At 50.4% G+C, this 20,671-nt stretch carries 22 protein-coding genes, 1 tRNA gene and 3 rRNA genes (1 of these 26 cut by a window edge); 11 read left to right on the top strand and 15 right to left on the bottom strand.

The window, feature by feature from the left end; translation table 11 throughout:
• From K7B67_RS15820 to K7B67_RS15805, 4 genes are all read left to right on the top strand, one after another.
• Nucleotides 1-1,946 (top strand): 23S ribosomal RNA (locus K7B67_RS15820) (it extends 1,004 nt beyond the left edge of the window).
• Nucleotides 1,947-2,145: 199 nt separating this feature from the next.
• Nucleotides 2,146-2,261 (top strand): 5S ribosomal RNA (rrf, locus tag K7B67_RS15815).
• Between the two features lie 78 nt (nucleotides 2,262-2,339).
• Nucleotides 2,340-2,455 (top strand): 5S ribosomal RNA (rrf, locus tag K7B67_RS15810).
• An 18-nt stretch (nucleotides 2,456-2,473) separates the two neighbouring features.
• Nucleotides 2,474-2,549 (top strand) — tRNA-His (locus K7B67_RS15805).
• Between the two features lie 49 nt (nucleotides 2,550-2,598).
• Here the strand turns inward: K7B67_RS15805 and K7B67_RS15800 are convergent.
• Nucleotides 2,599-4,179, bottom strand: a complete 1,581-nt coding sequence (locus tag K7B67_RS15800; protein WP_252176850.1) for an FGGY-family carbohydrate kinase — start codon at nucleotides 4,177-4,179, stop codon at nucleotides 2,599-2,601.
• Nucleotides 4,180-4,291: 112 nt separating this feature from the next.
• Here K7B67_RS15800 and K7B67_RS15795 point away from each other — a divergent pair, with 112 nt between their 5' ends.
• Nucleotides 4,292-4,999 carry a glycerophosphoryl diester phosphodiesterase gene (locus tag K7B67_RS15795; RefSeq protein WP_252176849.1) on the top strand — a complete coding sequence of 236 codons (708 nt, stop codon included), beginning with the start codon at nucleotides 4,292-4,294 and terminating at the stop codon, nucleotides 4,997-4,999.
• A gap of 46 nt (nucleotides 5,000-5,045) precedes the next feature.
• On the opposite strand, the gene yjgA is transcribed toward K7B67_RS15795, so the two are convergent.
• Nucleotides 5,046-5,573, bottom strand: coding sequence for a ribosome biogenesis factor YjgA (gene yjgA, locus K7B67_RS15790; RefSeq protein ID WP_252176848.1), 528 nt, complete (start codon nucleotides 5,571-5,573; stop codon nucleotides 5,046-5,048).
• Nucleotides 5,574-5,584: 11 nt separating this feature from the next.
• Here yjgA and K7B67_RS23895 point away from each other — a divergent pair, with 11 nt between their 5' ends.
• Together K7B67_RS23895 and pmbA are read left to right on the top strand one after the other, a co-directional pair.
• A complete protein-coding gene (locus tag K7B67_RS23895; RefSeq protein ID WP_256484483.1) occupies nucleotides 5,585-5,707 on the top strand; it encodes a hypothetical protein in 123 nt (40 codons plus the stop codon).
• A gap of 35 nt (nucleotides 5,708-5,742) precedes the next feature.
• On the top strand, nucleotides 5,743-7,098 hold the full coding sequence (pmbA, locus tag K7B67_RS15785) for a metalloprotease PmbA (RefSeq protein ID WP_252176847.1): 1,356 nt from the start codon (nucleotides 5,743-5,745) through the stop codon (nucleotides 7,096-7,098).
• A gap of 32 nt (nucleotides 7,099-7,130) precedes the next feature.
• Here the strand turns inward: pmbA and mgtE are convergent, their stop codons facing one another.
• From mgtE to K7B67_RS15720, 13 genes are all read right to left on the bottom strand, one after another.
• Nucleotides 7,131-8,489 carry a magnesium transporter gene (mgtE, locus tag K7B67_RS15780; protein ID WP_252176846.1) on the bottom strand — a complete coding sequence of 453 codons (1,359 nt, stop codon included), beginning with the start codon at nucleotides 8,487-8,489 and terminating at the stop codon, nucleotides 7,131-7,133.
• Nucleotides 8,490-8,536: 47 nt separating this feature from the next.
• Nucleotides 8,537-8,806 carry an HPr family phosphocarrier protein gene (locus K7B67_RS15775; protein WP_252176845.1) on the bottom strand — a complete coding sequence of 90 codons (270 nt, stop codon included), beginning with the start codon at nucleotides 8,804-8,806 and terminating at the stop codon, nucleotides 8,537-8,539.
• Nucleotides 8,803-9,663 (bottom strand): RNase adapter RapZ, encoded by an 861-nt coding sequence (rapZ, locus tag K7B67_RS15770; RefSeq protein ID WP_252176844.1) that lies wholly within the window; start codon nucleotides 9,661-9,663, stop codon nucleotides 8,803-8,805. Before rapZ ends, K7B67_RS15775 begins: the two co-directional genes overlap by 4 nt.
• Nucleotides 9,664-9,925: 262 nt before the next feature.
• Nucleotides 9,926-10,207, bottom strand: a complete 282-nt coding sequence (locus tag K7B67_RS15765) for a virulence factor (protein ID WP_155160602.1) — start codon at nucleotides 10,205-10,207, stop codon at nucleotides 9,926-9,928.
• 421 nt (nucleotides 10,208-10,628) lie between these two features.
• Entirely contained in the window at nucleotides 10,629-11,081 is a 453-nt protein-coding gene (locus tag K7B67_RS15760) for a PTS sugar transporter subunit IIA (RefSeq protein ID WP_252176843.1), read from the bottom strand.
• Between the two features lie 14 nt (nucleotides 11,082-11,095).
• Nucleotides 11,096-11,407: a ribosome-associated translation inhibitor RaiA gene (gene raiA / locus K7B67_RS15755; protein ID WP_252176842.1), complete on the bottom strand. Its 312-nt coding sequence runs from the start codon at nucleotides 11,405-11,407 to the stop codon at nucleotides 11,096-11,098.
• A gap of 194 nt (nucleotides 11,408-11,601) precedes the next feature.
• Nucleotides 11,602-13,056 (bottom strand): RNA polymerase factor sigma-54, encoded by a 1,455-nt coding sequence (locus K7B67_RS15750; RefSeq protein WP_252176841.1) that lies wholly within the window; start codon nucleotides 13,054-13,056, stop codon nucleotides 11,602-11,604.
• Nucleotides 13,057-13,235: 179 nt separating this feature from the next.
• Complete coding sequence (gene lptB / locus K7B67_RS15745; protein ID WP_252176840.1) at nucleotides 13,236-13,961, bottom strand: LPS export ABC transporter ATP-binding protein; 726 nt, start codon at nucleotides 13,959-13,961, stop codon at nucleotides 13,236-13,238.
• A gap of 98 nt (nucleotides 13,962-14,059) precedes the next feature.
• Nucleotides 14,060-14,647, bottom strand: a complete 588-nt coding sequence (gene lptA / locus K7B67_RS15740; protein WP_252176839.1) for a lipopolysaccharide transport periplasmic protein LptA — start codon at nucleotides 14,645-14,647, stop codon at nucleotides 14,060-14,062.
• Nucleotides 14,631-15,179 (bottom strand): LPS export ABC transporter periplasmic protein LptC, encoded by a 549-nt coding sequence (lptC, locus tag K7B67_RS15735; protein WP_252176838.1) that lies wholly within the window; start codon nucleotides 15,177-15,179, stop codon nucleotides 14,631-14,633. Before lptC ends, lptA begins: the two co-directional genes overlap by 17 nt.
• A 54-nt stretch (nucleotides 15,180-15,233) precedes the next feature.
• Complete coding sequence (locus K7B67_RS15730) at nucleotides 15,234-15,770, bottom strand: HAD family hydrolase (protein ID WP_252176837.1); 537 nt, start codon at nucleotides 15,768-15,770, stop codon at nucleotides 15,234-15,236.
• Nucleotides 15,767-16,741 (bottom strand): KpsF/GutQ family sugar-phosphate isomerase, encoded by a 975-nt coding sequence (locus K7B67_RS15725; protein WP_252176836.1) that lies wholly within the window; start codon nucleotides 16,739-16,741, stop codon nucleotides 15,767-15,769. The genes K7B67_RS15730 and K7B67_RS15725 overlap by 4 nt, the downstream gene beginning before the upstream one ends.
• Before the next feature lie 150 nt (nucleotides 16,742-16,891).
• A complete protein-coding gene (locus tag K7B67_RS15720) occupies nucleotides 16,892-17,842 on the bottom strand; it encodes a calcium/sodium antiporter (protein ID WP_252176835.1) in 951 nt (316 codons plus the stop codon).
• Nucleotides 17,843-18,235: 393 nt separating this feature from the next.
• Between K7B67_RS15720 and K7B67_RS15715 the strand changes: the two genes are divergently transcribed.
• Genes K7B67_RS15715 through K7B67_RS15700 form a run of 4 tightly spaced genes read left to right on the top strand, consistent with a single transcriptional unit; the run spans nucleotide 18,236 to nucleotide 20,645 of the window.
• Complete coding sequence (locus K7B67_RS15715) at nucleotides 18,236-19,051, top strand: ATP-binding cassette domain-containing protein (RefSeq protein WP_252176834.1); 816 nt, start codon at nucleotides 18,236-18,238, stop codon at nucleotides 19,049-19,051.
• Nucleotides 19,048-19,842 carry a lipid asymmetry maintenance ABC transporter permease subunit MlaE gene (gene mlaE, locus K7B67_RS15710; RefSeq protein ID WP_252176833.1) on the top strand — a complete coding sequence of 265 codons (795 nt, stop codon included), beginning with the start codon at nucleotides 19,048-19,050 and terminating at the stop codon, nucleotides 19,840-19,842. Before K7B67_RS15715 ends, mlaE begins: the two co-directional genes overlap by 4 nt.
• 1 nt (nucleotide 19,843) lies before the next feature.
• Nucleotides 19,844-20,305: an outer membrane lipid asymmetry maintenance protein MlaD gene (mlaD, locus tag K7B67_RS15705; protein ID WP_252176832.1), complete on the top strand. Its 462-nt coding sequence runs from the start codon at nucleotides 19,844-19,846 to the stop codon at nucleotides 20,303-20,305.
• Nucleotides 20,306-20,345: 40 nt separating this feature from the next.
• Nucleotides 20,346-20,645, top strand: coding sequence for a nucleotidyltransferase domain-containing protein (locus K7B67_RS15700; protein ID WP_252176831.1), 300 nt, complete (start codon nucleotides 20,346-20,348; stop codon nucleotides 20,643-20,645).
• Nucleotides 20,646-20,671: the final 26 nt, after the last annotated feature.

Genomic DNA, 20,671 nt, shown 5'->3' with positions numbered 1-20,671 from the left:
TAGTTAAGTGGGAAACGATGTGAGAAGGCCCAGACAGCCAGGAGGTTGGCTTAGAAGCAGCCACCCTTTAAAGAAAGCGTAATAGCTCACTGGTCGAGTCGGCTCGCGCGGAAGATGTAACGGGGCTCAAACTATTCACCGAAGCTACGGGGTTCAGTGGTCAGTTTTCAGTGGTCAGTTGTCAGTATGAGAAGACTGATGACCGACCACTGAAAACTGACCACTGCAACCGGTAGAGGAGCGTTCTGTAAGCCGTAGAAGGTCAACCGGGAGGTGGGCTGGAGGTATCAGAAGTGCGAATGCTGACATGAGTAACGATAAAGGGAGTGAGAGGCTCCCTCGCCGGAAGACCAAGGGTTCCTGCGCAACGCTAATCGGCGCAGGGTGAGTCGGCCCCTAAGGTGAGGTCGAAAGACGTAATCGATGGGAAACAGGTTAATATTCCTGTACCCCTTTTGACTGCGATGGAGTGACGGAGAAGGCTAGGCCAGCCCGGTGATGGTTATCCGGGTTTAAGGTCGTAGGCTGTGGACTCAGGAAAATCCGGGTCCACAAAGCCGAGAACTGATGACGAACCCACCAAGGTGGGGAAGTGGTTGATGCCAGGCTTCCAGGAAAACCTTCTAAGCATCAGGTCAAAAGGGACCGTACCCGAAACCGACACAGGTGGTCAGGTAGAGAATACCAAGGCGCTTGAGAGAACCTGGGTGAAGGAACTAGGCAAAATGGCACCGTAACTTCGGGAGAAGGTGCGCCGCTGCTGGTGAAGGGACTTGCTCCCCGAGCTGGCGGTGGTCGAAGATACCAGGTGGCTGCGACTGTTTATTAAAAACACAGCACTGTGCTAACACGTAAGTGGACGTATACGGTGTGACGCCTGCCCGGTGCTCGAAGGTTAATTGATGGGGTTATCTTCGGAGAAGCTCTTGATCGAAGCCCGAGTAAACGGCGGCCGTAACTATAACGGTCCTAAGGTAGCGAAATTCCTTGTCGGGTAAGTTCCGACCTGCACGAATGGCGTAACGATGGCCACGCTGTCTCCACCCAGGACTCAGTGAAATTGAAATCGCTGTTAAGATGCAGTGTATCCGCGGCTAGACGGAAAGACCCCGTGAACCTTTACTACAGCTTCACAGTGGATCTTGATGTTGCTTGTGTAGGATAGGTGGGAGGCTTTGAAGTGTGGACGCCAGTCTGCATGGAGCCAACCTTGAAATACCACCCTGGCAATATTGAGGTTCTAACCCAGGTCCTTTACCAGGATCGGGGACATTGTGTGGTGGGTAGTTTGACTGGGGCGGTCTCCTCCCAAAGAGTAACGGAGGAGCACGAAGGTTGGCTAAGCACGGTCGGACATCGTGCGGTTAGTGTAATGGTACAAGCCAGCTTGACTGCGAGAGGTACATCTCGAGCAGGTACGAAAGTAGGTCATAGTGATCCGGTGGTTCTGAATGGAAGGGCCATCGCTCAACGGATAAAAGGTACTCCGGGGATAACAGGCTGATACCGCCCAAGAGTTCACATCGACGGCGGTGTTTGGCACCTCGATGTCGGCTCATCACATCCTGGGGCTGAAGCCGGTCCCAAGGGTATGGCTGTTCGCCATTTAAAGTGGTACGCGAGCTGGGTTTAGAACGTCGTGAGACAGTTCGGTCCCTATCTGCCGTGGACGTTGGAAGTTTGAGGAGAGCTGCTCCTAGTACGAGAGGACCGGAGTGGACGAACCACTGGTGTTCGGGTTGTGTCGCCAGACGCATTGCCCGGTAGCTAAGTTCGGACGGGATAACCGCTGAAAGCATCTAAGCGGGAAGCCCCCTTCAAGATGAGACTTCCCTGGCCTTAAGGCCCATAAGAGACGTTGAAGACTACGACGTTGATAGGCGGGGTGTGTAAGCGTTGTGAGGCGTTGAGCTAACCCGTACTAATGACTCGAGAGGCTTGACCATATAACGCCAAAGCGATCTAGCAGCTGAAAGCTTGAAGCTGGAAGCTTGAAGCCGTACACAGTGAACGAGAGTGTTGAGCAAGAATAGACAGCGCAGCTTAAAAAAAGATTTGGATTCCAGAGCCTTAGCTTTCGAGAAACAGCTTCAAGCCTCCAGCTTAAAGCTTCCAGCTCAAGAGCCAACGGCTCGACCAGTTTTGCCTGGTGACCATAGAGCGTTGGAACCACCCGATCCCATCCCGAACTCGGTAGTGAAACGACGCATCGCCGATGGTAGTGTGGGGTTTCCCCATGTGAGAGTAGGTCATCGCCAGGCGCTTATTTTGAAACGTTGAAAGTACTTCAGCGTTTTGCTTCGAAATGATTAATAAAATCTTGAAGCAAACCAGTTTTGCCTGATAGCCACAGAGTATTGGAACCACCCGATCCCATCCCGAACTCGGAAGTGAAACGATGCATCGCCGATGGTAGTGTGGGGCTTCCCCATGTGAGAGTAGGTCACTGTCAGGCATTGAATAAATAAATGTGGTGGGCGTAGCTCAGTTGGTAGAGCCCCGGATTGTGATTCCGGTGGTCGTGGGTTCGAACCCCATCGTCCACCCCACTTTTAAAAAAGGTCTGGCTATTATGCCGGACCTTTTTTATTTCTGCATTCATGATTCATGACTCATGATCTTCTGATACTTCTGCTGATCTTCATACAGCTCAAGATAAATCCGGTATTTTTTGTCGTAGTAGCCTGCAAGGGATGTTTCAGGGTGCAGGGTTTCCCTTTGCTGGCTCATCACCCCCATAGCATCTTTTATGGACGTGTAAGTACCACAGGCGACAGCGGCTACCAGAGCACCTGATAGCAACATACAGTCGGGTTCTTCAGGCATTTTGGCTGGTATACCGGTGATGTTGACGTGTTCCTGAACAAACAGTGGGTTTTTGGCTAATCCACCACAGGGGCGGAGTTCATTGAAGCAGTAGCCATTTTCAGTAAGCCGTTCGATATTGTGCCTGGCGCCCAGTGCGATGGCCTGAATACAGGCCAGGTACCACAAGGCAAGGTTTTCAATGCTTTGATCGAGGGTCAGCCCAGTCATCATCCCTTTCAGGCTCATGTCCATCCTGGGGCAGCGGTTACCGGCAAAATAAGGTAAAAGATGAATGTCGTATGTTAGCAGGGGGATCGGCTGAGACTCTCCAGCCATGTTTTTCAGAACCTTGTTAAGGTATGAGTAAATGGTCTTATGGTTTCGTTTCGATTCATTCAAAGCGTCAGTATAGGAAGGGTGGCTGGTTATCAGGTGGTCAATTAAGGCTCCTGCTGCTGATTGCCCTACGATGTTGTGGTAAAAACCTTCAAGTGCCGAAGGCATGGGTCCCCAGGCTCCTTTAATAGTTCTTGCCGAACGGCTGCTGGCGACATAAATCGTTGAGGTGCCTACTACCATGCTGAGTTTGTTTTCCAAACAGCTATATTCCTTGTCCGACTGAATGGGGCCCAGGACAGCAAGACTGCCACCTGTACCATCAACAACTCCAGCAGCAACCGGTGTGCCTGCTGGCAGCCCTGTTGTTTCTGCTGAAGAGGCGCTCAAACCTCCGGGAATGGGGGAGGCGGGTAAAAGTAATTCTCCCCGTCTCAATTCGGGTTTATCAATACCTAGAACCTCGAGTACTTCCTGCGGTTCACAGGTCACTTTGGAGAAAAGGGATCGGGTAGTGACTCCTGTGAGTTTCCAGGTCAGGAAGTCATAAAGATCAAGAATCAGCCCGCATTGTGACCACAATTCAGGCTGCTCCTGCTTGAGCCAAAGCATTTTGGAAAGACACATCTCAGGAATTTGTTGACCGGGGGCATTTTGGCCAGAGCTTGTCTCGAACTGTTTGTTAATGATTTCTGATTGAGGTTGTGCACGATGATCCATCCAGCCAAGGATATTGGCTTCTGGATTATCTGGCAGGTGAAGGGGTTCCAGATTCTGATTGAGCAAAACCTGAGAGGCAGTAGCGTCAATGCCAATAGCTTTTATAGTGACTGGATGGTGATATTGCTCAATCAGTTGCCTGACAGAGACAATGAGGCAGCCATAGACGTCATCAGAAGACTGTTCCATTATGCCGGGGCTCTGCCATAGCTTTAGTTGCTGGATGTTTTTTGCCAGTACCTTTCCCTTTGTGCTAACCAGAGCAGACCGCAAACTGGCTGTACCGACATCAATACTGAGTAGCGCATCGCCCATCGTTAATACTCCTGATAACAATTTTCTATGCTGCCTGCGGCTTTATGCCGCAAAAGTAAGCATAATAGCAGACGAGTAAATCAGCGGGCTTTGAAGGGGTAAGCAGATGTTTATGGACTCAGTAATCGGGCATCGGGGTGCAGCCGCCCTGGCTCCGGAAAATACCTTGGCTGGCATTCAGAAGGCGGCCGATTTGGGACTGAAATGGATAGAGCTGGATGTAACTCTGCTGGGAGATGGTTCAGCGGTAATGTTCCATGATTCAACAATGAGCAGAACCACTTCAGCAAGTGGGCATTTAAAGAGAAAGAATCTGGATCAGGTCGCTGTCCTGGATGCCGGAAGCTGGTTCTCAGAGGCGTTCGCCGGTGAAAAGGTACCCACACTGATTGAAGCACTGACTTTAATCAAAAAGCTGAATTTGGGCCTGAATCTTGAGTTAAAGCCAAACCGTTGTGATTTAAAGCTTCTGGTTGAGGAAGTGGTGGCAGCCCTGGAGGCCGCTGATTTTCCTGAGGATCAGCTGCTGGTCTCAAGTTTTAATCATAAGGCTCTGGTTTTGTATCGGGCAAAAGCCGACAGCAGGATCGGCTGTCTTTTCGAATCGCTGCCTCGAAACTGGAAGCATAAAGCCAAACAGGTTGATGCCAAAACGATTCATTTGAACGGCAAAAAACTGAAAGAGAAAAAAGCGCAGGAAATCAAAACGGCAGGATATGAGTTGTATTGCTATACCGTTAACGAAAAGGATATGGCTGATCGATTAAGAGGCTGGGGAGTTGATGGCGTTTTTACGGATAACCCTTCTTTAATTGGTTAACAGGATTTCAACAGAGTGCCAGCGGGCACTCTGCTGCAACGTAAGATCAGTGTCCTTCGTCTACTTCCCGCAAGTATTTGAACAGCTTTCTGGAAGCGGCGGGTGGCTTTTCCTGTTTGGCTTCCTTTTGAGCGTTACGCACCAGTTGTCGTATGTGTTGATGATCGGCTTCAGGGTATTTCTCGAGGTATTCAGTGAGTACCTCATGCCCCTCATTGATCAGGCGGTCACGCCAGCGCTCCAATTGATGAAAGCGACGATTGTATTCCTCACTGGTGGAATCCAGGCTTTCCAGATACTTCTGGATAGGTTCCAGCTCCTGGTCTCGCATTAATTTGCCAATGAAGCCCAAATGCCGTTTGCGGGCATTATGGCTTTTAATGCGCTTGCTCTCATCCAGCGCTTCTCTCAGGCGTTCATTCAAAGGCAGTTTGTCCAGCACGCCGGGCTTCATATCCATCAAACGGGCACCGATGGCTTTGAGCTCGTCCATATCGCGTTTGAGCTCGGATTTGCTGACGTAAATGATTTCTTCAGCGTCGTCTTCAAATTCGAAGGGTTCTTGGTCTGACATGATTCAGGTCTATGCAAAGAGGTGTCGGCATTTTACTCCAGTTACAGGCATTCAGCCATGAGCGCATAAGGAGCCATGAGCGTGGTTTGTTTCTCGTTCACTATGGGCATTTGCAGCTGGGCACGGCACAATAGGGCTTACACGTATAATTCTGGAAGGCAGGAAGTTCATGGGTGATAAAACCAATGCTGTACTGGATCCCCGTTCTGAAGAGGATCGTCTGAAGACGCTGGTCAGCGATATTCTGGATGAAGCCCGACGTCAGGGGGCAGATGCCTGTGAAGTCGGTGTCAGTCTGGACGCAGGTCTTTCGGTGGGGGTCAGGATGGGGGATGTTGAAACGGTGGAGTTTAACCGTGATCAGGGTTTTGGTATCACCGTTTATCAGGGCAAGAAAAAAGGATCAGCCAGTACTTCAGACAGCACACCTGAAGCCATCAGAGAGACGGTGAAGGCGGCCTGCGATATAGCTGGATATGCCTCGGAAGATCCCTGTGCCGGTCTTGCTGATGCTGAGTTAATGGCGACAGAGCTGCCAGAGTTGGATCTTTATCATCCCTGGGGCATTGATGCCGAGGCAGCCATAGAGCTGGCTTTGAAGTGTGAAGAAGCTGGCAGAACGTTCAGCAGTAAAATCAAGAATTCTGACGGTGCCAATGTTGGTACCCACCAGGGCTGTCGTGTCTATGGAAACAGTCACGGCTTTATAGGCAGTTATATTTCCAGCCGTCATAGCCTGAGCTGTGTTCTGATTGGTGAAAAAGCTGGTGAAATGCAGAGAGATTATTGGTACACCGTCGCCCGTGATGGCAATGATCTGGAGTCTGCAACGGATGTGGGTCGCAAGGCGGCAGAAAGAACGATAGCCCGTCTTGGTGCCAGAAAAGTACCAACGGGTCAGGTCCCTGTTCTGTTTGCGGCAGAAGTGGCTTCAGGTCTGGTATCTCATCTGCTGGAAAGCATCAGTGGCGGCAGCCTTTATCGACGGGCCTCATTCCTGCTGGATCATCTGGGTAAGCCAATATTTCCTGACTGGGTGCGCATCCATGAGCAGCCGCACCTGAAAAAAGCACTGGGTTCAGCCAGCTTTGATAATGATGGTTTGGCGACCCGGGCCAAGGATTTTATCTCAGACGGGGTTCTGGTCAGCTATCTTCTGAGTACTTATTCTGCCCGTAAACTCGGTATGGAAAGTACTGCTAACGCCGGAGGTGTTAATAACCTGTTTCTCGATAGTAATGCGGGCGACAGGGAAGCGTTATTGAAACAGATGGGAACGGGCTTGCTGGTGACGGAGCTGATGGGTCAGGGGGTGAATACTGTCACCGGCGATTACTCAAGAGGTGCAGGAGGCTACTGGGTTGAAAATGGCGAAATACAATATCCGGTATCGGAAGTAACCATCGCTGGAAACCTGAAAGATATGTTTATGAACATGGCGGCTGCAGGGAATGATTATGACCGCAGAGGGAGTATTCAGACCGGTTCAATCCTGATCAGTGAGATGACTCTGGCGGGTGAGTGATAATGGCTCAGCCTGTTGTCCAACAGGCTGAGTCAACCATAAAACAAGGTAGCCAGCCCCAGAAAGGAAAGAAAACCAATCACATCAGACGCCGTAGTCAGTATGATAGTGCCCGCCAGTGCAGGGTCAATTTTCATGGATTTGAGGATAACGGGCAGGCTGGCACCGACGATAACGGCAGTGCTGATATTGATAATCATGGCGCAGGCAATAACCAGTGAAATAATCGGGTCGTGAAACCATAAATAAGCGATCAGGGAAACCAGCGCAGCCCAAAGTATCCCATTAAGAAATCCGGCCATTAATTCACGACTGAGAAGCCATCGAAGGTTGGTTCGACTGATCTGGCCCAGGGCCATGCCTCGAATTACCAGCGTCAGAGCCTGACCGCCGGCATTGCCGCCCATTCCCGCAACAATCGGCATCAGCACCGCCAGGGCAACGACCTTGTCGATGGTGGCCTGAAACATACCAATGACAGAGGCGGCAATAAAGGCGGTTATCAGGTTGATGCCCAGCCAGATAGCGCGCCGACGGGCTGTTTTCAGTGCCGGGGCAAAGGTGTCTTCATCGTCGTCCAGGCCTGCCATGCTCATCATGGAGTGTTCAGCTTCTTCCCGGATAACATCCACTACGTCATCAATCGTAATACGGCCCAGCAGCTGCCCCTGCTCAGAAACCACCGGTGCTGATACCAGGTCCTGCCGTTCAAACAATTGGGCGACCTGACTGTCTTCCGTATCGGCGGGGATGGGTTGCAGGTCGGTTTGCATCACTTCAAACACCGTGGCTGAAGGGGCAGTGGTCAGGAGTACTGATAACGGTAGTGCGCCAATGTATTCATCTCTGCGGTTGACGACAAACAGACTGTCTGTCATTTCCGGAATATCCTGATGGCGTCTGAGGTAGCGAAGGACAACATCGAGTGTGCTGCTGGGGCGGATGGTGATGACATCGGTATTCATCAGTCCACCGGCGGTATCTTCCGGATAAGAGAGCACCGCTTCCACCCGTTGCCGATCCTGGCTGTCCATGGAATCCAGTACTTTTCGGGTGATGGTGTCGGGCAGCTGCTGGAGGAGGTCAGCGATGTCATCAACGTCCTGGCCGGCAGTAATGGCTTTCAGTTCTGCCACATTCATCCTGTCCAGGAAAAACTGTCGTACTTCGTCACTCAGCTCCTGCATGACATCGCCTTCCATCTCGCGATCGATCAGGCGCCAGAGCAGGCTGCGGAGCTTGGGAGGAGAGGATTCCAGCAGGTGAGCTGCATCCGAAGCCGGAAGGCCGTTCAGCATACGTCTGAGTTCAGGAGAAACGCCGTGCTCCAGGGCTTCGTTGAGTTCCTGAAATGCTCTGTCTCCGATACTCAGTTGTAGCTGTTGTACCATAGGTGCTTGCCCGGCTGTATAAACAGAGATTGAATGACGAAAAGTGACTATTCACCTTCTTCAAAAAAATCATTGATCAGATGGCACAAAGCCGCACAGGCCTCATTTTCATCATGACCTTCAAACGTTAAATCAAGGACAGAGCCTTTTCCAGCAGCCAGCATCATAACCGCCATAATACTTTTGCCATCCACTTCACGGCCATTAAAGCCCACCTTCACCTGGCTGGCAAAAGCCGACGTTGTGGAAACAAATTTGGATGCTGCCCGTGCGTGTAGACCGAGCTTATTAATGATGGTGATTTTTTTCTGGATCATTGTTGAGAAAGCTCCCGATGCCTGACCTGAACACAGTCAAAACGTTCTTTGAGCCAATCGCCCAGTTTTTCGCTGATAAATACGGAACGGTGCTGCCCCCCGGTACAACCGATCGCAATGGTCATATAACTGCGTTGCCCGGATTCGAACCTGGGTAACCATTTTTCCACGAATGTACTGAGATCTTCAAACATCTCATTGACCATGGGCTCTGATGCCAGGAAATCTTTAACCGGTTGATCCTGACCGGTGTAGGGTCTTAAGGCTTCAACCCAGAAAGGATTAGGCAGGCAGCGAACGTCAAAGACGTAGTCGGCATCAACCGGCATGCCGTGCTTGAAGCCAAAAGACTGGATCATCAGGGTCATGCTTTTGCTGGTGGCGCCGCAGACTCGTTGTCTTATCTGTTCTCTGATTTCATGGACAGACAGGGGGGAAGTGTCCAGCCTGACATCGGCTTCTTCCGCCAGAGGAGCCAGCAGCTTCTGTTCCAGGTTGATGGCTTCTGTGAGGGATACCTCATCGTTGCTGAGAGGGTGGCGGCGGCGCGTTGAGCTGTAGCGCTTCATCAATGTGTTGCTGTCTGCGTCCAGGAAGATGACCTGACACTTAATGCCCTGTTTTTTTAATTTATCAAGCAACGTCGGAAAGCGTTCCATGGCGCCCGGTACATTACGGACATCAAGACTGACCGCCATACGGGTCAGTTCCCCCAGGCTGCTTTTGAGGTTGGTCGGCAGGTCATTCAACATGCTGGCAGGGAGGTTGTCTACGCAGTAAAACCCTTCATCTTCAAGGGCGTGAAGGGCGGAACTTTTGCCGGAGCCTGAACGTCCACTGATGATGATCAACTTCATTGTGTGTGTCCTTCCCGATGGTGTGACCGTATAAACAGGTTTCTCACCTGGTTCTGCGTGGGGCAAGTCTATCAAAACTTAATGAGATTAGAACCAGCCGTTTTCTTTTATTCCAAGCATAGTTCGGATATTTCTATTTCATGCAGTTTTGATGGATAACTTGATGGGGGCACGCCATAGAAAGGAAAAAAATCGCATATTAAGGGTCTCTAAATAGCCTACGAGCAGCATACTTGATACCCTTGCATAGCTGATCTTTATGTCAGCCTTCCTTGATCATTTCAGTGAAATCAGACCACTGCTCAACTCTGAAAGCTCTAATGTCTCTCACGGAAGCTGGGAACCAAGGTAACGATTTTAAAGCGGTAATGGCACGAAACAGATTGGCCATGTTTTCGTCTTCAGTTACATAGAGGCTTCCCTGTACCCGGTTAAAACCAAGTTTGGACAAGGTCGAGCCAATCTCGATATAAGCCTGCGGTACACCTTTCGGGTGATGTTTCTCGGTTTCTGCAACCACAAGATCAAAGGCAATAGCGAACATCAGTGAGCCACCGGATCATTTTTGATATTCGAATACCTATACTCGGTCTCTTCGCCTGACTCAGGGATCTGAATTAATACTATCCAATCATCCTGATCAACCGGCCTGACGGGAGCGACAATTTTATATGCTGGTCCTAACTCACCAAACTGTCGATATTGACCGATCAGTTGAGGGGCAGGAAATGGTTCATGGGGCATTTTCAAGTCACCTTGTCATCAACACTCACTTAAGAGTAGGGAGTTGAGAAAATTGTTTCAAGAGTAGTTTTTGAGAGCCCGAAAGCAAGATTTTTCGGGACAGATTTTTGGGGCGGTCTATCCCACTGAACCGGCAGAGCTGGCAGGATATTACGGAGTAGAAAACATTTTGCCTGCTCTTTCTGTTGCCAGAGGAGCACACAAAATGTTTTTTAGCTACTTTAAACGGGGCGACAAATGATGTTGTAAAGTGCTTCCGGGGTTTCTGCAGCTCGCATCTGGCTCAATAGCACTTCCGATTGAAAACGCTCAGCCACGGCTTGCAATATATCCAGATGCTCCTGATCGTTTTCTTCCGGAACAATGAGCGCGAACACCAGGTCGACCGGCTGCTTATCCACAGAGTCAAAGTTAACAGGTTCTGACAGTTTCATCAGAAGTCCGGTGGGTTGCTGACAGGCACTGGAGCGGCAGTGGGGTAAGGCTATTCCCTTGCCCAAACCGGTGGTCCCGAGCCGCTCCCTGTTAATCAGCTTGTTAAACAGATCCTTGGCGTTGATAGCGGGAACATGTTCACTGATGATTTGTGCAATGATTTCCAGGATTTTCTTTTTGCTGGCCCCCTGCACATCGCAAAGGGTGCGCCCGGGGGTAAGAATGTTTTCGATAATCATACAACGATCGATGCTTACAGACGGCCGCTGGCACCCTGCAGCCGGTCAAGCGTCTTCTCTTTGTGTTTCACCAGTTGCCGATCCAGTTTGTCAGACATGTCATCAATGGCAGCGTACATGTCCTCAGCCTCGGCGGTTGCATTGATATCCGCTCCACGTACGTGCAGAGTCGCTTCCACTTTATGATTCAATTTCCCAACACTCAGGGTGACCTGAACGTTCGTAATCTGATCAAAGTGTGCGCCAAGGCGGTCGAGTTTTTTGGTGACATAATCTTTCAGAGCCTCAGTCACCTCTACATGATGTCCACTGATGTTGACTTGCATGTAACGCTCTCCTGCTGATCCCGATTCTCGACATAGGACTGCCCCCGGGATTGTATGGGCAGCCCTGATTGAAAGTCTATCACTGTCAATGACAGTTGGCGCTGTTCTGAGACAAAAAATCTAAGGGCCGATTTGTGGTATAAAGGATCGTTTACCTCCACCGCTAAAGGCTTACCACCTCAACCGCTGAAGGCTCAGATAAGTTGCTTACGTTCATTCGATGGCGGAATATTCATTGATTCGCGATATTTGGCGATGGTTCTCCTGGCCACTTTGATTCCCTGGTCCCCGAGTAAACCGGCAATTTTGTTGTCGCTCAGTGGTTTTTTCGGGTTTTCATCGGATAGCAGTTTTTTAATCAGGGCTCTGATAGCGGTAGATGAGCACTCTCCGCCAGAATCTGTGCTGACGTGGCTGGAGAAAAAGTATTTCAGTTCAAATACGCCTCTTGGAGTGTGCAGGTATTTCTGGGTAGTGACCCTGGAAATAGTGGACTCGTGCATGTCCACCGCCTGAGCAATGTCAGCCAGCACCAGGGGCTTCATAGCCTGTTCACCCTGCTCCAGGAACTCTTTCTGGAATTCAATGATTTTGTTGGCGACTTTTAGCAGGGTTTCGTTACGACTTTGTAAGTTTTTCAGAAACCAGCGAGCTTCCTGCAACTGGTTTTTCATAAATACATTGTCCCGACTGTTATTAGCGCGTTGAACCATGGCCGCGTAACTGTCATTGATACGAAGCCTGGGCAGAGACTCTGAGTTCAGTTCAACCACCCAGCGATCCTTGATTTTGACAACTGAAATGTCGGGGGTGACGTATTCTGTTTCCGTCTGGCCGATTTTGGCTCCCGGCCTTGGGTTGAGACTCTGAACCAAACTAAGAGCCTCCCTCAGTTGATGCTCTTTAAGACGGGTACGGCGCATGATCTGAGCGTAGTCACGGCTGGCCAGTGCCTGTAGGTGATTCTGGATCAGCAGGTGGGCTTCTTTCAGGAAGTGGGTTTCTTGTGGCAGTTGGTTGAGTTGAACTTCGAGGCATTCTTTCAGGTTGCTGCTGGTGCAGCCCACCGGATCAAAGTGAAGAGTCCGTCGTTGCATGACCTGAAGCTCTTCAAACGCCAGATCGTCTATCTGTTGTTGTAGTGACAGATAAATCTCCTGCAGGGAGTGAGTCAGGTATCCATCATTGTTGGTGGCTTCGATAACAGCCAGACCCAGTAGTCTGTCTCTGTCTGTCATGGGGGTCAGGTTTAACTGCCATTCCAGGTAGTCCTGAAGGGATTCAGAGATCCGGGAGCGGGCAAAAGGGTCAAGTTCTTCATTGCTTGTGGCAGGCAGGCTGGAATAGACATCGTCCCATCCGGAGTCAACAGGCAGGTCATTGGGTATGCTGTCAGCCCACTCGGGTTCTTCCGGTTCCGGGGTCTGTTCTGCTTTTTCATTGAAGTCAACGGGTTGCTCCCCTTCATCACGGGATACTGAGGGTTCTTCAACAGACTCCTCAGACTCCAACATAGGGTTGGACTCCAGGACCTCCTGGATTTCCTGCTGAAGATCCAGAGTGGAAAGTTGTAGAAGCCTTATGGCTTGTTGCAGCTGAGGTGTCATGGTCAGCTGCTGGCCCATTTTTAGCTGTAAGGATGGCTTCATAGGGCGATCGCATACCTTTACTTCTATGTCTGCGCTGAGGGGGCTGGTTTGGTGCCATTAACCCCCGGCAGTTATTTCTCAGTGCCTGCTCATTATTATGATTGGGCTACTCTCCATGTCATCGCGATTATAATCATATCTGCTGCTTCGGGAAAGTGGATTCAGCACCCGGAAGCTGGTCAGAGGCTAAACTGGTGCCCAAGATAGACGTCACGAACCTTCTGGTTAGACAGAACAGTCTGACTGTCACCTTCAGCAATAATAGTTCCTTCACTGACAATGTAAGCTTTTTCGCAGATATCCAGCGTTTCCCGGACGTTATGATCGGTAATCAGGACTCCGATACCGCGCACTTTCAGGTGCGTGATAATAGCCTTGATGTCGCCAACAGAAATGGGATCAACACCGGCAAAGGGTTCATCAAGCAAGATAAATTTGGGGTCAGTACAGAGCGCCCGGGCAATTTCCACCCTGCGCTTTTCACCACCGGAAAGGCTCATCCCCAGGTTATCCCTGATATGATTGATATTGAATTCTTCCAGCAAGGACTCCATTTTTTCCGTGCGATCTTTCCTGGAAAGGTCGGAACGGGTTTCCAGTATCGAAAGCAGGTTATCGGTGACCGTCAACTTCCTGAAAATAGACACTTCCTGTGGCAGATAACCCAGGCCAGCCCTGGCTCGGCCATGCATAGGTTGATGAGTTAAATTCTGGCCACTGAGGTCTACCTGTCCACCATCTGCTTTTACCAGACCGACAATCATGTAGAAGCAGGTGGTTTTACCGGCTCCGTTGGGGCCAAGAAGTCCGACAATCTGACCACTGTCGACAGTCAGGGATACGTCTTTGACGACCTGTCTGCCTTTGTAGCTTTTGCTGAGATGTTCTGCCTTAAGCGTTGCCATCCGGAATCTGTCTTCCTGTTTAAAAGCTGGCTGTCGTTTGTTTGACAGCCCTTTCAAGCTTGTTGAGTGGTTGAGCTAATGGTTGTTCCTGACAGGGTCTACTGCTTTTGCTCAGGTTTGGGCTGGTAAATCATTTTCACCCGGCCATCCGGGCTGCTTTTGTTTTCACTGCTCTTGGCGTTCACAGTCTGTCTGGTCAGGTCGTAATCAATTCGTTCACCTGTGAAAGTATCACCCTTCTGGGTCAGCTTGGCCTGCTTGATCAGTTGGATTTTATCGTCGGTCACCTGATAATCAATAGTATGACCCCAGGCTTGCAGGGTACCCTGGTTTTCAGGCTGCTGTTCTTCGTAGTAGGCTCTTTTCTTATAGCCTTCTGCCACGATTTTCTTAACTTCCTGCTGGACGGAGTACACCGTCACCTTATCTCCGGTAATCCGGGTAGTGCCCTGAATCATAACGACATCACCCTTGTAGATGGAGATGCCGTTCTTGTTATCGATATCTGCTGTGTTGGATTCAATCTCAATAGGCTTCTGTCGATCGGATGGCAGTGCCTGTGCCATAGCTGGAAGCAGTACCATAGCTCCCAGCATCAGGTAATGTTCAATCTTTCTGCGACGGCGCTTTGTGTCTGGCCACACCTTCGGAACAAGGCGCTTGCTCTGGTCATGGCTTTGGCTCATGAAATCCTCTTACCCTAGACTTGAGTTTAATCAGACTCTCCTTGTAGAAAGCCTCCATACCAATGGCACGTGTACGTCCGGTGTCGTTGGTGATCAGCACCGGTCGATCGGTGACGGCCAGTCCCTTTTCAGAATATATAGTCATGAAATCAGTGTCTACGCGCACCTTGCTGCCGTTATTGAGATCCGTCTGGGTCATCACGACATCATCCCAGAGCTCTATATCCTCGTTGCCGGGTAACAGTTTGCCATGAAGGGCATCGGTAACCACGGGCTTTTGCGGGTTGCTGAAGTTCTCCAGGTGAGGGGTTTGCAACAACGTTGTGTCGTTATGCGGGTAATGGGTGATGCTGTCCGAAACCAAAATGTAATCCAGATCACCCTCTTGGTTGTATTGGGTGATTTGAGTATCAATAAGATAGTAGTCAGCGTTTTCACGAACCTGGGGCTGCTTTTTTTGCGTCCCTACATGGAGATTGCTGTCATAAGCCCAATAGCCCATGCCGACCAGTGTCAGCATCAGAAAAACCATCAGTATCAAATTCCGACTGGGCATCAGGTTATTGGCTCCTAGCTATTTTTAACGTTATTTCAGGTAACTGGCCAGCATATCATCCAGCTTGCCTTTGGCTGCCAGTATAAAGTCACAGAACTCTCTGGCCGCCCCTTCGCCGCCACGATTTGAAGTGATGGCGGGTGAGTGCTCGCGAACGTAGTAGTGTCCGTTAGGAACAGTACAGCCAAAACCAACCTGTCGAATGGCCGGGAGGTCGGGCAGGTCGTCACCGATGTAGGCTATTTCTTCAAGACTCAGGCCCTGGCCTTCTTCCTGAAGCAGTTCTTGCAAAGCGACGAACTTGTCTTCACGCCCCTGGTAGAGAAAATCGACGCCCAGGTCAGACGCCCGTTTTTCAACAAACACCGATCGACGACCAGTGATTATGGCGGTTTTCACACCAGACTGCTTGAGCATTTTCAAGCCATGACCATCCAGAGTGTTGAATATTTTCAGCGATTCGCCCTGCTCACCAAACAGCAGTTTGCCGTCAGTGAGGACGCCGTCGACATCAAAAACAGCCAAACGCACTCTGGCGGCTGCGGATTGTAACGAAGCGCTGATCATACTACCCCCGCTTTCAGTAGGTCGTGCATATTAATGGCACCAATCAATTCGTTATCGTCATCCACGCAGATCAGTGCGTTGATTTTCCGGTCATCCATAATTTTCAGGGCTTCAGCTGCAAGAATTTCCGGGTGGATGGTTTTGCAGTGGTCGGTCATTACGTCATCAATCAGTGTGGATTTGGGGTCAACACCCTTGTCCAGAGCCCGACGCAGATCCCCATCGGTGAAAATGCCTATGACATGGCGTTGGTCATCAACAATGGCAGTCATCCCCAAACCTTTGCGAGTGACTTCCAGCAGGGCGTCGCTCATCGGGGTACCCAAAGCAACCTCTGGTACCCGTCTGCCAATGTGCATGATGTCTTTGACTTTCAGAAGCAGTCGTTTGCCCAATGAGCCGCCGGGGTGAGAAAATGCAAAGTCTTCAGCCGTGAACCCGCGGGCTTCCAACAGGGCGATGGCTAATGCATCGCCCATAACCAGAGCGGTTGTCGTGCTGGAGGTGGGTGCCAGATCCAGCGGGCAGGCTTCTTTTTCTACCCCGGTGTTGAGGTGGGCTTCAGCATCTTTGGCCAGCGTTGAATCGGTGTTACCGGTCATACTGATCAGGGGCGTGCCCAGTCTTTTCAGCAGCGGCAGCAGGGTAATGACTTCGCTGGTTTCACCTGAATTGGAAAGTGCCAGAACCACATCTTCACGGGTGACCATTCCCATGTCGCCGTGGCTGGCTTCCCCTGGGTGCACAAAGTACGCAGGGGTGCCGGTGCTGGCCAGGGTTGCGGCAAGCTTGCGGGCAATATGGCCTGATTTGCCCATGCCAACGACGATAACCCGGCCACGGCATTCCAGCATGATACGGCAGGCTCTGGCAAAGCTGCCGTCGATCCTGGCGATCAGGCTCTGAACAGCTTCCAGTTCCATGGTGATGGTGCGGCGACCAATTGAGGTAAACAGCTCGTCAGTAGTCATATTGCATACAGATTAGTGGTGACATGACTATTCTATAGCGCCTTTTGTCTCAGTAACAGTTCTGGATAGCAGCATTAGAGCCCAAGCATCGCAATCAGTTCCTTACTGATCCCGGTCTGAAGAAATAATCGGACTACCGGGATCCATCATTCAGTTTTGAATAAACAGCCAGGCACCGTAGAGGGCGTATATAGAAAGCAGGGCAACGCCGGTCACTTTACCTAACTGTCGAGGCTTTTTACCGATCAGGCAGAGCAGGGCCAGCAGCAGGGTCATGCCCAGCATAACGGGGTAATCCCTCAGAATAACCGCTTTATCCAATGCGCCAGGAGCTACCAGCCCCGGCATGGAGAGCACCGCTAGAAGGTTAAATATGTTTGAGCCAATGACATTACCCAGGGCGATATCATGATGGCCTTTCAGAGCACTGGTGACCGAAGCGGCCAGTTCTGGCAGGCTGGTGCCGATGGCGACAATCGTCAGTCCGATCACCAGGTCGCTGATGCCCATCATCTTGGCGATCTCAGTGGCTCCCCATACCAGTAACTGTGAGCTGCCCAGCAGCAGTAAAAGACCAGAACCCAGCATCAACCAGGCCTTGGCCGGAGACAGTTCTGGAATTTCTTCATCTTCTACCAGTGGTTCATCAGGGTGTTGTTTCTGCCAGCGAATCATCAGGTAAAGGGTAATGAAGAGACCCGCCAGCAGGATCAGGCCATCTATTCTGCCGAGATAGCCATTGGCAATACAGAGACCGGCTACCAGGGATATCACGACGAGAAGAGGGATTTCTCTCTTGGCCAGGGCGGCTTTAACAGGCAGTGGTGCGATCAAGGCAGTAACACCCAGAACCAGACCTATATTGGCAATGTTTGACCCCATGGCATTACCCACGGCCAGTCCGGGAAACCCTTGCAGGGCAGCCATCAGGGAGACCAGGATTTCTGGAGCAGAGGTGCCAATAGAGACCACTGTCAGACCGATCAGCATTCTCGACACATTCATGTTGCTGGCGGTGGCAGCGGCACCGGCAACAAAACGGTCTGCACTCCAGGTCAGGATAATAAAGCCAACCAGAATGGCAGCAAGGGCAATGAGCATAGGATGAATTCTCTTCTCTAATTCAGGGTGATTGGGTGAGATACTTTTTTTCACACGGGAAGCGGTAAGACGACTTTATGCAATCATTGTTTTGTGAAAAAAATATTACCGGAAAGGAAACAGTAGTCCTCAAAGTCGGCCATTTTATTAGGCATTGTTCAGTCAATCCAGACCTAAATAGTAAATATTAAGACTCAGTCTGCCGGTGGTGATAAGGGTAAAAAGTCAGTAAATGGGTCGTTTGGATGCCTTGATGCCGAATAAGTGTACGTTCTGGTGGTTCAAAAGACAGTCAAAAGTCGCCATAATTGGGGCAGGGGGTTGGTGCTAACCGTTAATGGATGATGGCTATTACTGATCGCGGTCCGTGCATATACAAGGAATCGCCTTCCAATGACAGAGGCAAGTGATAACTTTATAGAGATCCGTGGTTTGACGTTTCATCGTGGTGATCGAACTATTTTCAAGGATATTGATATCACCATTCCCAGGGGAAAGGTGGTGGGTATCATGGGGCCATCCGGTACCGGTAAGACCACGTTACTGCGTTTGATTGGGCGACAACTTCGCCCTGATTCCGGGCAGATTTTTGTCGATGGCCAGAATCTTGATTTGCTCTCCCGTGAAGAACTGTTTCGTACCCGCCGTAAAATGGGCATGCTGTTTCAGAGCGGCGCACTCTTTACCGATTTGTCGGTGTTTGAAAATGTCGCCTTCCCTTTGCGTATTCATACCAAACTGGCTGAGCCGATGATTCGGGATATTGTTTTCATGAAGCTCGAAGCAGTAGGGCTTCGGGGCGCCTGGTCGTTAATGCCGGCAGAACTGTCAGGTGGTATGAATCGTCGTGTGGCGCTGGCCAGGGCGATTGCATTGGATCCGGCTATGGTGATGTACGATGAGCCGTTCGTAGGACAGGATCCCATCGCGATGGGGGTGCTGGTCAAACTGATCAGAATGTTGAACGACGCTCTGAATATTACCAGTATTGTGGTATCCCACGATCTTCATGAAACAGCTTCAATCTCAGACTATCTCTACCTGATCGCCGACGGTGAAGTCATTGGTCAGGGCGAGCCGGACAGTCTGATGAACTCCAATGACTCCCGGGTTAAGCAGTTTATGAATGGATTGTCTGACGGTCCGGTGCCATTTCATTATCCGGCACCCGATTACAAAAAAGCCTTGCTGGATGGGGGGATCGGATGAGTGCAGGTATTTTTGACAGAATGGCGCAGTTGGGTCGCTTTGGGCTGGATCAGATTCAGTCCATGGGTCGGGCAGGGATTTTTCTGGTACTGGCTATCTTCTCTCGTGCCGGTTTCAGTAACCGCTTCGCTTTATTGATTCAGCAACTCTACAGTGTCGGTGTCATGTCGCTGATCATTGTTACTGTGTCGGGGCTGTTTATTGGCATGGTGTTGGCGCTGCAGGGCTACAACATTTTGATTCGATACGGTTCAGAAGATGCGGTGGGCCAGATGGTGGCCCTCAGTCTCCTGAGAGAGCTGGGGCCGGTGGTTACCGCTCTGCTGTTTGCCGGACGTGCAGGTTCTGCCCTGACCGCTGAAATAGGCTTAATGAAAACCACAGAACAACTCTCCAGTATGGAAATGATCGGGGTTGATCCGCTTAAGCGAGTCATTGCTCCCCGCTTTTGGGCCGGGGTTATCTCTATGCCACTACTGGCTGCCATTTTCAGTCTGGTCGGTATATTGGGAGCTGTGATGGTGGGTGTCGATTGGCTGGGTATTTATGAAGGTTCTTTCTGGGCCAGTATGCAGTCTTCGGTCAACCTGGTGGCGGATATAGGAAATGGACTGATCAAAAGTCTTGTATTTGGCTTTGTCGTGACCTGGATTGCTGTGTTTCAGGGTTATGATGCGACTCCCACTTCAGAAGGGGTCAGCCGGGCTACAACAAGGACCGTTGTTTATTCTTCTCTGGCCATTCTGGGGCTGGATTTTATTTTGACCGCTGTCATGTTTGGAGAACTCTAAGATGCGGATGAGAACGGTAGAGATAAGTGTTGGCGGTTTTATGTTGGCCGGGATGCTGGCGTTGGTGGTACTGGCGCTAAAAGTCAGTGGTCTTTCATTAGACAGCGGTAAGCAAACCTACACCGTGACAGCCATGTTCGATAACATCGGAACCCTTAAGCCAAGAGCCAAAGTTGCCTTGGCCGGTGTCGTCATTGGCAAGGTCACCAAGGTTGAGCTCGACAAAAAGACCTACATGGCAAAAGTTGAGATGGAGATCGACTCCCATATTGATAACATTCCCGTCGACAGCACCGCCGCCATCGTCACAGCAGGGTTGCTGGGTGAAAAGTATATAGGTATCAGCATTGGCGGGGACACACATTACATCAAGCCCGGAGGTCGCTTTGAGGATACTCAGTCAGCCGTTATTCTGGAAGAATTGATTGGCAAATTCCTTCTGGGGTCGGTGGATAAAGGCTAATTGTTATGGATGTCAGCTAAGGGCAGGTCAGGAGGAGAGAATGTCAAAGCTTACCATAAACGAATTGCGTGAATATCGTGCGAGTATCATACGCATAGTTGAAAGTTATCACTGCTCTAATCCGAGGGTGTTCGGGTCTCTGGCCCGAAATGGCTATATCGAAGAGGGGAGTGATGTTGACATTTTGGTAGAATCCACTGGCCAGACAACGCTTTTTGATATCGGTAATATTGAATGCGATTTGAAAGATCTGTTGAATGTTCCTGTGGACGTAGTAACCCATGAATCTATTTATGAACCCTACAGAGAGCAAATAGAACAGGATATGAGGGCGCTGTAGTCCAACAAAATTTGCCAGAGCTCAAA

Origin of the sequence: Endozoicomonas sp. 4G, from assembly GCF_023822025.1 — a bacterium.
Taxonomy (GTDB): domain Bacteria; phylum Pseudomonadota; class Gammaproteobacteria; order Pseudomonadales; family Endozoicomonadaceae; genus Endozoicomonas_A.
The sequence above is the reverse complement of the archived record's forward strand: the minus strand, read 5'-3'. Positions and strand labels throughout refer to the sequence as shown.

Coding starts and splice junctions, on each gene's coding strand:
- K7B67_RS15800 (WP_252176850.1), bottom strand. CDS start 4,179: ATGGGCGATGCGCTACTCAGTATTGATGTCGGTACAGCCAGTTTGCGG.
- K7B67_RS15795 (WP_252176849.1), top strand. CDS start 4,292: ATGGACTCAGTAATCGGGCATCGGGGTGCAGCCGCCCTGGCTCCGGAA.
- yjgA (WP_252176848.1), bottom strand. CDS start 5,573: ATGTCAGACCAAGAACCCTTCGAATTTGAAGACGACGCTGAAGAAATC.
- K7B67_RS23895 (WP_256484483.1), top strand. CDS start 5,585: ATGCAAAGAGGTGTCGGCATTTTACTCCAGTTACAGGCATTCAGCCAT.
- pmbA (WP_252176847.1), top strand. CDS start 5,743: ATGGGTGATAAAACCAATGCTGTACTGGATCCCCGTTCTGAAGAGGAT.
- mgtE (WP_252176846.1), bottom strand. CDS start 8,489: ATGGTACAACAGCTACAACTGAGTATCGGAGACAGAGCATTTCAGGAA.
- K7B67_RS15775 (WP_252176845.1), bottom strand. CDS start 8,806: ATGATCCAGAAAAAAATCACCATCATTAATAAGCTCGGTCTACACGCA.
- rapZ (WP_252176844.1), bottom strand. CDS start 9,663: ATGAAGTTGATCATCATCAGTGGACGTTCAGGCTCCGGCAAAAGTTCC.
- K7B67_RS15765 (WP_155160602.1), bottom strand. CDS start 10,207: ATGTTCGCTATTGCCTTTGATCTTGTGGTTGCAGAAACCGAGAAACAT.
- K7B67_RS15760 (WP_252176843.1), bottom strand. CDS start 11,081: ATGATTATCGAAAACATTCTTACCCCCGGGCGCACCCTTTGCGATGTG.
- raiA (WP_252176842.1), bottom strand. CDS start 11,407: ATGCAAGTCAACATCAGTGGACATCATGTAGAGGTGACTGAGGCTCTG.
- K7B67_RS15750 (WP_252176841.1), bottom strand. CDS start 13,056: ATGAAGCCATCCTTACAGCTAAAAATGGGCCAGCAGCTGACCATGACA.
- lptB (WP_252176840.1), bottom strand. CDS start 13,961: ATGGCAACGCTTAAGGCAGAACATCTCAGCAAAAGCTACAAAGGCAGA.
- lptA (WP_252176839.1), bottom strand. CDS start 14,647: ATGAGCCAAAGCCATGACCAGAGCAAGCGCCTTGTTCCGAAGGTGTGG.
- lptC (WP_252176838.1), bottom strand. CDS start 15,179: ATGGTTTTTCTGATGCTGACACTGGTCGGCATGGGCTATTGGGCTTAT.
- K7B67_RS15730 (WP_252176837.1), bottom strand. CDS start 15,770: ATGATCAGCGCTTCGTTACAATCCGCAGCCGCCAGAGTGCGTTTGGCT.
- K7B67_RS15725 (WP_252176836.1), bottom strand. CDS start 16,741: ATGACTACTGACGAGCTGTTTACCTCAATTGGTCGCCGCACCATCACC.
- K7B67_RS15720 (WP_252176835.1), bottom strand. CDS start 17,842: ATGCTCATTGCCCTTGCTGCCATTCTGGTTGGCTTTATTATCCTGACC.
- K7B67_RS15715 (WP_252176834.1), top strand. CDS start 18,236: ATGACAGAGGCAAGTGATAACTTTATAGAGATCCGTGGTTTGACGTTT.
- mlaE (WP_252176833.1), top strand. CDS start 19,048: ATGAGTGCAGGTATTTTTGACAGAATGGCGCAGTTGGGTCGCTTTGGG.
- mlaD (WP_252176832.1), top strand. CDS start 19,844: ATGCGGATGAGAACGGTAGAGATAAGTGTTGGCGGTTTTATGTTGGCC.
- K7B67_RS15700 (WP_252176831.1), top strand. CDS start 20,346: ATGTCAAAGCTTACCATAAACGAATTGCGTGAATATCGTGCGAGTATC.